Here is an 11,556-nt window from a genome sequence, read left to right on the forward strand (position 1 = left end):
AGCTAAGGCGTGTAAAAAGATCAGACTGATGTCTGATCTTTTTTTAGCGTCTAATTCGGTTTAACAATTTTTTGAAAAAAGATGCATTATGCAATTTCGTAAATGCTCTAGACTTGGCATCATGCATGAAAATTAATTTAAGTGAGAGTCACATGGCACAAGGACTATTAGCAGGTAAACGTTTTTTAATCGCGGGTGTTGCGAGTAAATTGTCGATTGCATTCGGTGTTGCAGAAGCTTTACACCGTGAAGGTGCAGAATTGGCATTTACCTATCCTAATGAAAAAATGAAGAAGCGTGTTGATGACTTTGCTGAACAGTTTGGTTCAAAACTAGTTTTTCCATGTGATGTTGCTGTTGATGCTGAAATCGAACAGGCATTTGCTGAATTAGCAAAACATTGGGATGGTTTGGATGGCGTAGTGCATTCAATTGGTTTTGCACCAGCACATACTTTAGATGGTGATTTTACTGAAGTTACTGATCGTGAAGGTTTTAAAATCGCGCATGACATCAGTGCCTATAGCTTTATTGCCATGGCTCGTGCGGCAAAACCACTTTTAACTGCTCGTCAGGGCTGTTTGCTCACACTCACTTACCAAGGTTCAGAGCGTGTGATGCCAAACTATAATGTTATGGGATTGGCGAAAGCATCTTTAGAGGCTGGCGTTCGTTACTTGGCTTCAAGTTTGGGTGCTGAAGGAATTCGTGTAAATGCGATTTCAGCTGGTCCAATTCGTACGCTTGCGGCTTCAGGTATCAAGTCTTTCCGTAAGATGCTTGATCTGAATGAAAAGGTTGCACCTTTAAAGCGTAATGTCACGATTGAAGATGTAGGTAATGCGGCATTGTTCTTGTGTTCACCATGGGCAAATGGTATTACTGGCGAAATTTTATATGTAGATGCTGGTTACAATACGGTTGGTATGAGTGCAGATTTAATGCTAACAGAATAAATCTCATCGTAAGAAGAAATAAAAATCGGCAATTTTATTGCCGATTTTTTTACATTTTTTAAAGTTCATTTATGTAACCAAGACTAGGTAAATCGTATTTTTTTTGATTAAATATTAAGAAATTCTTTAGCTTTATTAAATTATAAAAGACAGATAATAACCATGCTTGCCAACATCTTTTCGGCATTGGAACAGCTCGGCCTAACCGCCCAAAACAGAGCCCTCCACATCCAATTCAGTCATTCACAGCTGAATAGCCAAGTCTTCCTACAACGTATCAATGGCAGCCATGCCCTTAACGAAGGCGTGCAAGCAGAACTCGTCTGTCTCTCGACCAATGCCTTAATTCCACTCAAACAATTCATCGGCACACAAGTCGCCGTCGATCAAGTCACTGATCAAGGAACCCTGTTTAGAACCACTGGCATCATCACCGAAGCCTCACAAGGACAAAGCGATGGGGCACTGACCCTCTACAAACTCACGCTCAACGATGCAACAAACTTGTGGCACAAACGCCGCAACAGCCGCGTATTTATGAATAAATCCGTGGTCGAAGTGGTGGAAATCCTCTTTGAAGAATGGCAAAACAAAAGCCCACTCTTTGCCTCGAGCCTCAGCCTAGACCACAGTGGACTACAACAACAATACGACATCCGACCCTTCATCATGCAAAGCAACGAAAGCGACTACGACTTTCTGACTCGCTTACTACGCAGTGAAGGCATTAACTGGCTCATTGATGAAGCCCAACTGATTGTACCGAGCAACAACAGCCCGATCGAAGCACAAAAGCTCCGCCTGATTGACGACAACAGCCAATACCAAGCCCTTAACCGACGCAACATTCGCTACCACCGCAGTGATGCGACAGAACAATTTGATAGCATCACCAGCTTTATCGGACAACGTAGCCTACAACCCACCGCAGTCCACCTACAACGCTGGCAAGCCACAGCCCTCGAACAAGAAGAAGGTGCAGGCTCAGTCCAAAGCAAACACCAACACAGTGACCACCAAGACAATGCCAGCCTAGGCCTCGAACAAGCATGGCACATCAGCCCTGCATGGATCCAAGACCTCAAAGGCGAAGACCAAGCCACCGCATCAGGCAACAGCCAAGTCGAAAAACTCAACCAACACCTCAGCGACTACTACGCCGGACAAAGCAAACAATTCATCGCCAAAGCCAGCGTCAGAGACAGCCAAGTCGGCTACTGGTTCAAACTCGATGGACACCCAGAAATTGCACAACACAGCGGAGCTGACCAAGAATTCCTCATTGTTGGCAAACGCTACTACAACCAAAACAACCTACCCAAAGACTTAGACCAACAAGTCCAACAACTGCTACAACGCAGCCAATGGACGCCAAAACACAAGACAAACACCAACCAAGCAACCCACAAGGATCAAGAACGCCAAGCCAGCGAACTCATCCTACAACGACGCAACATCAAAACCGTACCCGAATACAACCCCTTACAACATCGACCCAGCACCCATCCGCAACGCGCCAAAGTGGTGGGACCTGCAGGAGAAGAAATCCATGTCGATGAATGGGGACGCATCAAAGTACGCTTCCTGTTTACCCGAGCAGAAGACCACCAATTTGATGGCGGTGCCGGCAGTAACAACAACGACACCGATTCAGCTTGGGTCGATGTACTGACCCCATGGGCAGGCGAAGGCTATGGCGCACGCTTCCTTCCTCGAATCAATGAAATCGTGGTTATCGACTTCTTTGACGGCAACATCGACCGTCCCTTTGTGGTGGGCCGCCTACATGAAGCCCAACGCAGCCCAACCCGATTCGACAGTCAAGGCCAACTGCCGGACACCAAAAAACTCGCAGGGATTAAAAGTAAAGAAGTCCAAGGCGAAGGTTATGGACAACTCCGCTTTGATGACACCACAGGACAAATTTCCACTCAACTGCAAAACACCCACGGGGCGAGCCAACTTAACCTAGGGAATCTCAGTCATCCCAAAGCAACCGCAGAAAGTGAAGGACGAGGCGAAGGCTTCGAACTCAGAACTGACCAATGGGGTGCAGTACGAGCGGGCGAAGGCATACTCATCTCCACCTACAAACAAGAACAAGCCAAAGCAAACCATTTAGATGCAAGTGAAGCTAAACAACAACTCGAAAGTAGCTTAAACAACGCCAAAGCCTTAAGTGAAGTGGCAAAAAATCAACAAACTGATCCACTCAGCTTACTCGAAAACCTACAGGGCTATCTCAAGAACTTAGAGAGCGAAGACCAAAGCAAAGCCGCAGCTTTCAAACAAGCGATCATGCTCTTGGCTTCACCAAGTTCAATTGCAATAGAAAGTAACGAAGACATCCACCTCAGTGCAGATGGGCAGATCAACCAGATTGCACAAGGAAGCGTTAACACCAGCACCCAAGACAGCATCCTCAGTCATGCCAGTAAAAAGATCAGCTTATTTGCCGCTCAAGAAGGAGCACGACTGTATGCAGGGAAAGGCAAGATCGAGATTCAAGCTCAAGGGGATGGTGCTGATCTGATTGCCAGAAAGGGTGTGCAGATTATTTCCACGGAAGATACGATTTATATCACCAGTCCGAATGAAATTAATCTAACTGCAGGCGGCTCTCAAGTGAAACTAAATAGTTCTGGGATATTACCAACCACGGGCGGGAAGTTTGAAGCGAAGGCGGGGCAACATAAGTTTATTGGAGGTGAGAAAGTCAATACACGACAGCCTGAATTAGCTTTACTACCTGATTATTATCTAACCTATATTGCAAAAAATGCCGTAGGTAAACCTATAAAAAATCGTAAGTATGTAATTACTTTGCCAAGTGGTGAGGAAATAGCAGGTAAAACTAATGATCAGGGTAGAACGAAAAAAATTGTTACAAAAGGACCACAGCAAGTGTCTATTACACTTGAGGATTTACCAGAAGAAAATAATAGCTATCAAATCTTAAGAGAAAATACAAATGAGTAAAATAAGATTAAAATTATTTATTAAAGAGTTACCGACTGGTAAGGTTACAAATATTTCAAATACAAATTATATAATTACTAAATATGATCAGAGTATAAATGATTTTGAAAAAGAAAAACAAAATTCTATTTTTGGTATACCTACACTAGCTAATATTGAGAAAGCTGAACATAATGTTAAAGAGTTTAATAAATATATATTAGATCAAAAAATAAAATTAGGTAACCCAAAAAATATATTTCCTGATAGAAAAGAGATTATTTCTCATTATAAAAGTAGATCTTCAAAGACAAATAATGATGGCTATACAGAAATTATTGATTTACCCATAGGTAAGTATGCAATATGGTTATCACGAAATGGTCAAACTAATAAGATTTCACGGATTAAACAAAACTCTGATATTTTATTGCATGGTTTTGAAATCACTAAAAATGTTAATTCATTAATAAGTTTAGATATTCAAGTGAAGCAGTACTATTGCTATAAGCTTATCGATGCAAATACTCAAAAACCATTATCAAATGTAGAATTTGATTTATATACATTGGAAAATAACAAACCTAAAAAAATTTCTAGAAGTGATATAAAAATTAAAAAGACAAATATTAAGGGGTTAACTCCTGTTATTTATACCATTAAAGGTGAGGTGATTTTTGTAAAATTTAAAAAGGGGGAGATTGAAAAACAAGTGGAATTAGATTCGATTACGCCATATTTTTCATTTTCAACAAATAATTATCAAACTATAAAATGGCCTGCTGTTAAAGCTCAAACTGAAAAACCTGCTGATACAAAAGCAAATTTGCAACAATCTACAAAATTACCGTTTCTATTTGATTTGTTAAACTGTGAAGTATGTGTTTTAGATCCTCAAAATTTTGCAAAGTTTGAGAAAGAAAGTTCGGAATTGGAGACTGTTATATATAATTCAGTCGAGCTTAAAGAAAGAAGAGCTTTATTGCTAGAGAACCGTGAAGCAAATCAAGCAGAGATTGCGAAATTAGATAAAGAGATAGATGAAGTAGATAAAAAAATACAAACTCATTTAAATACAAATTATAAAGCCAAAAATGATTTGGTGGAATTATTTGTTGCTACGTCGCATTCCGTTAAAGATTCTAATCGAGTTCAATCGGGCTTTAAACGCAAATATCTGAGAATGTCTCGTTACCAAAAATACAAGCTTGAACGTCTTAACAAAGCTAATTTTAAAATAGATAAATTGACCCAAGGACTTCAAGATTCTGTTAAGAATAAGAAAATCACGCCAGAATTACAAAAGGCTGGATTTGAAGAACTTAAGAAAGTGAATTTAGATCTGGTTAAATATGAATGGTTTAAAAAAGATGGGTATGCAGATTGGCCAAATGGTGTAGGTGGCGCTTTCTATGAGAATATTCAACATTCCGATTCGTTTGATACAACTAGGGATGCGCAATGGTTAAGAGCAGTAGGTGGCGCATCTGCATCAGGTAGTGCTAATTGGAATCCTCTAAAAGGAGAGATTGGAGTTAAAGTTAATGCAACTGCACAAGGAAAGCTTATACTAGTTGAAAAAGCCTTCAAAGCTAATTTATGTATTCCCAGTCGAGCAGGATTTAGTCTTAAATATAGAGATATTTATTTGGGAGCGATGAGATCTATAATTAGTGGTGAAGTAAGTGCCTTTGTAGGTGCTAAGGCTGCTTTGGGAATTGGTCTTAATTTAGGTTTCAGTTTAGCAGGTGAACCTGAGCTTTCTGCAGATGGGAACATAGAGCATAATTCAAGTTCATTATCAGAAAACTATGATAATAGGAATAAACGCCCGACTTTTGTTGTTGCTAAAGAAGGGGAAGAAGTTAAATCACAGAAAGGTGTGAATGCTAATGCTAAAGCAGGAATAGATGTATTTGCTGGTGCAGAGGGAGGGATAAAAGTTGGAGTAGGCCTAGAATGGCTGTCACCAGAATCCAAAAAATTTGAAAATATTGCGTCTGTAACACCAAAATTAACTGGTCAGATTGGTGGTGGCGCAGGATATAATTTTGAAATTTATTTTAGAGATGGGCAATTTCGAGTTAAAGCTAAAGCCTCACTTTGTGCAGGCGTTGGAGCTAAAGGGGAAATTGAACTAACTGTCGGTGCAAATACGTTAGTTCAATTCAATAAATGTTTAAATTATCAACTAATTCAAAATGGGACTAAATTATTACCTTATATTGCTGAAGATGCATTTACTTATTGGAAGGAAATTCAGCTGGTAACAATTATTGAGGGTATAAAACTTGCGTACCATACAGTTGAACAAATTGAAGAAATGTATATCACTTTATCTAATAAGTTCAAAAAATCGAGAGAGATAAAAGAACTTGCTATAAGAATTAATAATAGTTCTAACTTTTTACTTTATGCGACACCTGAAGCAAAAGGTATTTTGTTATTTGCATTAATGAATGACGAGACTTTTTCAAATCTATTCGATCGGCCAAAAATAGACGTAAATAATATAGAACTGCATTTCATGCCTGAGCGGAAAAAAGCGATTATAACAATTTTTAAATCTATTGTGACTAAATCAGCTTGGGATAATACATTGCAACATATGACTCCTAATGGTGCGAAGTCTAAAGAGTCAATTGCTTGGATGGAGTCTCGAGTTATCTTCTTTCTCAATAATGGTAGAATGTTAGCCAACCAGTATGAGGTAAATGATGCAATTAGTGAAGGTCGATCATGTATATCCCCACCAAAAACAGGCAATTCACTCTTAGATGAGTATATTCGACTCAGATGCTCGTTAATAGAAAAATATCCATTAGGTGCAGCAATTGTAACTCTAGATAGCCCAGAATATAACTTAATTGCTTTTGAAAGTGATAATTCTGGTAGTGACAATGATTTACTAATAGCTTCAGATATAGAAATGTTTGATGATTTAGAAAATGATAATCCTCATCAATCTTATAACGCTTAATTTCATGAGATTCTAAATTTAAATTAGGAAATTAGAATCTCATTAAAAATTTAAGCTGTGCATCTAAATGAAAAAGATTTACTTGCATCGCGGATTTTACCATCAGTGCCTTCACTTACAGCTTTAGGATCAGCTTTTTTCCTAACTATGTTGATACCCTCTCCATGTTTTGCATTATCACCTCCTTGAGCCGCTGAACTTCTTACAGATTTAAATTGTCCAAATTTAGGTCCTTTAGGGTTATTTATCTCGGATGTTTTATAATAATCTTCATCATACCAATCGAGGACCCATTCTTTATTATTAGTGACCATATCATAGAAACCTAAAGGATTAGGTGGAGTTTCTCCTAATACAGGCAGGTGACTAAAGTTATGATATCCATATTTCTCACCAATTTCTCTATATTGAGAAAAGCTGAAAACATTAACGCCATTTTCTATATTGCCATTGTTGGTTGCATAGGCAACATATTGCCCTTTATTACGAGCTGCATATTCCCATTGTGCTTCAGTTGGCAAATTCATTTTTTTCCCTATTTGTTTACCTAACCATATACAATAATTTTGACTTTGTTGCCAATTGGCACCAGCTGGCAATTTATCGAATACTGCTTTAGGATAATCGTCTAAATATTCTGGATGAGTAATGTTATTTGCATCTAGATAAATTAAAAAATCAGCTAATGTAATTTTATTATTAGTCATTTCAAATGAATCAAGTATTACCTTGTGAGGAGGCTTATTATCATCATCAGGAGTAAAAGGTAGTTTTTGTTCGTGAGGATCTAAAGTATTTCCTTTTGGATTTTTTAAAGCTGCACTATTTGGAACAGTTTTTTCAAGTTCAGGAGTAACAAGTCCGAAGTCTCCCATGAGATATTCGCCACCTTCAACAAAAATCATATTCTTTTTAGTTTTTTCAACTAGCTGATCAATTCTCTTTTGTAAAACAGGGTCTTGTTTAGAACTTACAGAATGTTTTGATGTTGGCTCTGAAATTGCTGATTCAGTCTTAGATTTTGCACAAGCAGTCAGAGCAATTGTAGAACATAAAAGAGCAACTAAATTTTGTTTGATCATCTTATTATTCAGCAAATTAAAGAAATTATATTAGATATCATAATAAAAGTATAAAAATAGAGAAAGTTCGGTTTTGTAATATTGTGATGATCAAATTTTTGGTATTTGTAGTTTGAAAGACAACTTGAAAATAGATCAGTTTAAAAAAAGCCCTTGCGGGCTTTTTTACTTGAAATCACGGTAACTGCTGAATCGGACTGCCACCCAATGCTTGCAGTAACATCACATAAGCATTGTACTGAGTCTGTTTGGCTTGAACCAAACTCAAACGTGCTTCACGAGTAGTGCGCTGGGCATCGATCAAGTTCTTCAGCGCAATCGCACCATTCTTATAACGCACTTGCGTGAGTTGTTCCGTTTTCTCAGCGAGTTGAACATTACGTTCTTGTAAAGCGACTTGTTTGTCTATTTCATTGCGTGCAGATAACGCATTTTCAACATCGGCAAAAGCTTTGTATAAGGTCTGACGGTATTGAATAATTGACTTTTCATAATCCAATTCGTTCACACGTAAATCACGTTTCATGTCATTCCATTGCAAGAAGGGTAGTGTAAGACCCGCACCCAATATTGCCGCAGGATTCGACAGAACATTGCTGAGCGAAGTGCTTGAGCCTCCAGTAGCTATACTACCCGTTAAATTAATCGAAGGGTAATAACTGGCTTTATTCGCATCTTTATTGGCAAGTGCTTTGCGTAAACGTAACTCGGCTGCTTGCAAATCAGGACGGCGCGATAAAAGCTCAGCTGGTAAGCCCGATTGAATTTGCGGTAGGGCAGAGTGTGGTAAACGCTGTGGCTCCGAGATATTCAACTGTTGCACAGGTTGATTGAGCAATACCGCAAGAGCAGTTCGAGTTTCAACTTTTTGCTGTTCGATCTGACTTAACGTAGCTTTTTGACTTTGAACAGCTTGTTCAGCTGATGTTAAATCAAGACCTGATACCGCCCCAGCTCGATACTGGGTTTGCACTAATTCATAAGTTTTCTGCGTACTCGCCAAATTTTGTTGAGCCACAGATAGGCGTTCGTTGAGATATCCCAATTGCCAATACAATTGTGCAGTTGTCGCAATCAGGCTTTGTGCAGTGGCTTGTAAATCTTGCTCAGTCGCAAGCGCTTCCCATCGAGAGGCTTCAGTTTGATTGGCCAATTTACCGAACAAGTCTAGCTCATAGCTTAAGCCAGGATAGTTCAGTGAAATACCATTTGAAGAATCGCCATCACCATCTAAACTAAAGCGATGACCGACCGATGCACCTGCATTGCCAATACGCACACCTTGCTGACTTTCAGATTGCTTGGCTTGAATGCGTGCTTGTTGCAAATTAATCCCAGCAACAGCTAAATCAGTATTACGGGCAATTACTTGTTCAACCAATTGGTTGAGCTGTGCATCACCAAATAATGTCCACCATTGATCATGAAAAGCCTGTTGGTGGATATTTTGGCTGAGTTGCTGGCTGTTTTGAAAGCCCTGTGGAATATTGACTGCAGGAGCTTGATAAGGCGTTTTCACTACAGCCGCACAGCCGACTAAAGAGCCTGTTAATGCTAAGGTCATGAACAGTTTATGAAGTTGATTACGCATAGTTATACCTTATTATTCTCTTGACAGTGCATCGACAGGATTTAAACGAGCAGCATTTCGTGCTGGGATAAAACCGAATACGATCCCGATTAAACTTGAACAAACGAATGCAGCTATTATTGATGTGGTTGAATACGCCATTTGGAACGTGCCACCAGCAAAGTGTGTAATCAGTTGACCAATTCCCAGTGACAACAACACCCCAAGGATACCGCCTAAAATACAGACCAATACGGCTTCAATCAGGAATTGTTGCAAAATATCGCTTTGTCGAGCACCCACGGCCATTCGTACACCAATTTCTTGCGTTCGTTCAGTGACAGACACCAACATAATGTTCATGACACCGATACCACCAACGACCAAAGAAATCACAGCAATCGCAGAAATAAGTAAAGTCATTGTAGCGGTAGTTTGCTGGATGGTTTCACGAATACTGTCCGCATTTTGTGTGAAGACATCTTGAGCACCATGACGTTGAACGAGTAAATTCAAGATTGCATTTTCAGCAGCTGTGCTTGAATATTCATCTTTTACACGAACGATGATGCTTCTCACATTCGATTGTCCAAGCATTCGACTCATGACGGTTGAGTAAGGGAGATAGACATTGAGACTATCTGAATTACCCATTGCACCTTGTTGAGCATCTACAATACCAATAATACGACTAGGTACACTGCCCAATAGAATTACTTGACCAATAGGATCCGTACCATCGCTAAAGAATGTCTTTTGGGTATTGGTATCAATCACAACATCTTGGGCTTGTTCAGTAACACTATGTTTGTCAAATGGTTGACCTGATTTAAATGTTAAACCACGCACATAGAAAAAGTCTTCACTCACGCCATTGACTGTCGTGGATGCCTCTACATCTTTATATCTTCCCGTGACAGAACTATTGACTGAAGGACTTACACCATCTACGTAAGGCTGTTCCGCTAACGCATCAGCATCAGCAGGGATTAAGGTCTTAGCCTGAGAAGATCGGGAGTTATCACCAAAACCACGTCCTTGGTAGACCGTAATGGTATTGGTGCCCAAACTACTAATATTTTCTAAAATTTGTTTTTGTGATCCATTACCAAGTGCGACAACCGAAACGACAGATGCGATCCCGATAATGATTCCGAGCATGGTCAAAAAAGTACGCATTCGATGAGCATTCATGGCCAGAAGCGCCATGCGGAAAGCTTCACCTAAACGGTCTAAAGCTGAACGCCAAGACGATGTTTTCTTTTGCTCAGCACGAATCAATTCTTCACGTTCAAAGCCATCATCAATCTCAGGAACATTGGGTTCATCTGAAATAATATTACCGTCTGAAATCTCAATAATACGAGTCGCATTTTTGGCAACATTGTGATCATGAGTAACGAGAATGATGGTATGACCTTTGGCATTCAGTTCGCGTAAAATACGCATCACTTCAATACCGCTGTTTTTATCTAATGCCCCAGTAGGCTCATCGGCGAGAATAACATCACCGCCATTCATCAACGCGCGAGCAATTGAGACACGCTGTTGCTGACCGCCCGAAAGTTGGCTCGGGCGGTTTTGGGTTTTTTCACCTAGACCTAAATCGGACAAAAGCTGAACTGCACGATCATGGCGTTCAGAAGCCTCAGCGCCGGCATAGATCGCAGGGACTTCGACATTACCAGCTGCATTTAAGTCACCAAGTAAATGGTAGCGCTGGAAGATGAATCCGAAATATTCACGGCGTAATTGAGCAAGTTCATCAGGTTCTAGCTCACGTGTTTCGCGGCCCTTAACCTTGTAGCTACCATTGGTCGGTTTATCTAAACATCCTAAGATGTTCATCAGTGTTGATTTTCCTGAGCCTGATTGACCTACAATGGCAACCAATTCTCCAGGATAAATCTCAAGATTTACCCCTTTTAGAATTTGCACAGTAGATTCACCAGCAGGGAATTCACGGGTCAGGTTTTTGACCTCGAGTAGAGGTGTTCTCGTCTGACTCAT

The 11,556-nt window shown here is 39.9% G+C and carries 6 protein-coding genes; 3 read left to right on the forward strand and 3 right to left on the reverse strand.

All coding sequences use genetic code 11. The features are described 5' to 3' along the window. Nucleotides 1–152: 152 nt before the first annotated feature. From AC1M9E_RS02235 to AC1M9E_RS02245, 3 genes are all read left to right on the forward strand, one after another. Nucleotides 153–956, forward strand: a complete 804-nt coding sequence (locus AC1M9E_RS02235; protein WP_092768909.1) for an enoyl-ACP reductase FabI — start codon at nucleotides 153–155, stop codon at nucleotides 954–956. A gap of 162 nt (nucleotides 957–1,118) precedes the next feature. Further along, nucleotides 1,119–3,935 (forward strand): type VI secretion system Vgr family protein, encoded by a 2,817-nt coding sequence (locus AC1M9E_RS02240; RefSeq protein WP_488224979.1) that lies wholly within the window; start codon nucleotides 1,119–1,121, stop codon nucleotides 3,933–3,935. After that, complete coding sequence (locus AC1M9E_RS02245; RefSeq protein WP_488224980.1) at nucleotides 3,928–6,894, forward strand: hypothetical protein; 2,967 nt, start codon at nucleotides 3,928–3,930, stop codon at nucleotides 6,892–6,894. Before AC1M9E_RS02240 ends, AC1M9E_RS02245 begins: the two co-directional genes overlap by 8 nt. A 50-nt stretch (nucleotides 6,895–6,944) precedes the next feature. On the opposite strand, the gene AC1M9E_RS02250 is transcribed toward AC1M9E_RS02245, so the two are convergent. The 3 genes from AC1M9E_RS02250 to AC1M9E_RS02260 form a co-directional block, all read right to left on the reverse strand. Next, nucleotides 6,945–7,976, reverse strand: coding sequence for a formylglycine-generating enzyme family protein (locus tag AC1M9E_RS02250; protein ID WP_481587142.1), 1,032 nt, complete (start codon nucleotides 7,974–7,976; stop codon nucleotides 6,945–6,947). A 175-nt stretch (nucleotides 7,977–8,151) separates the two neighbouring features. Further along, on the reverse strand, nucleotides 8,152–9,567 hold the full coding sequence (locus AC1M9E_RS02255) for an efflux transporter outer membrane subunit (protein WP_481587143.1): 1,416 nt from the start codon (nucleotides 9,565–9,567) through the stop codon (nucleotides 8,152–8,154). 12 nt (nucleotides 9,568–9,579) lie between these two features. Continuing rightward, a complete protein-coding gene (locus AC1M9E_RS02260; protein WP_035270153.1) occupies nucleotides 9,580–11,556 on the reverse strand; it encodes a MacB family efflux pump subunit in 1,977 nt (658 codons plus the stop codon).

This window comes from Acinetobacter sp. 24-47-47, assembly GCF_057737035.1.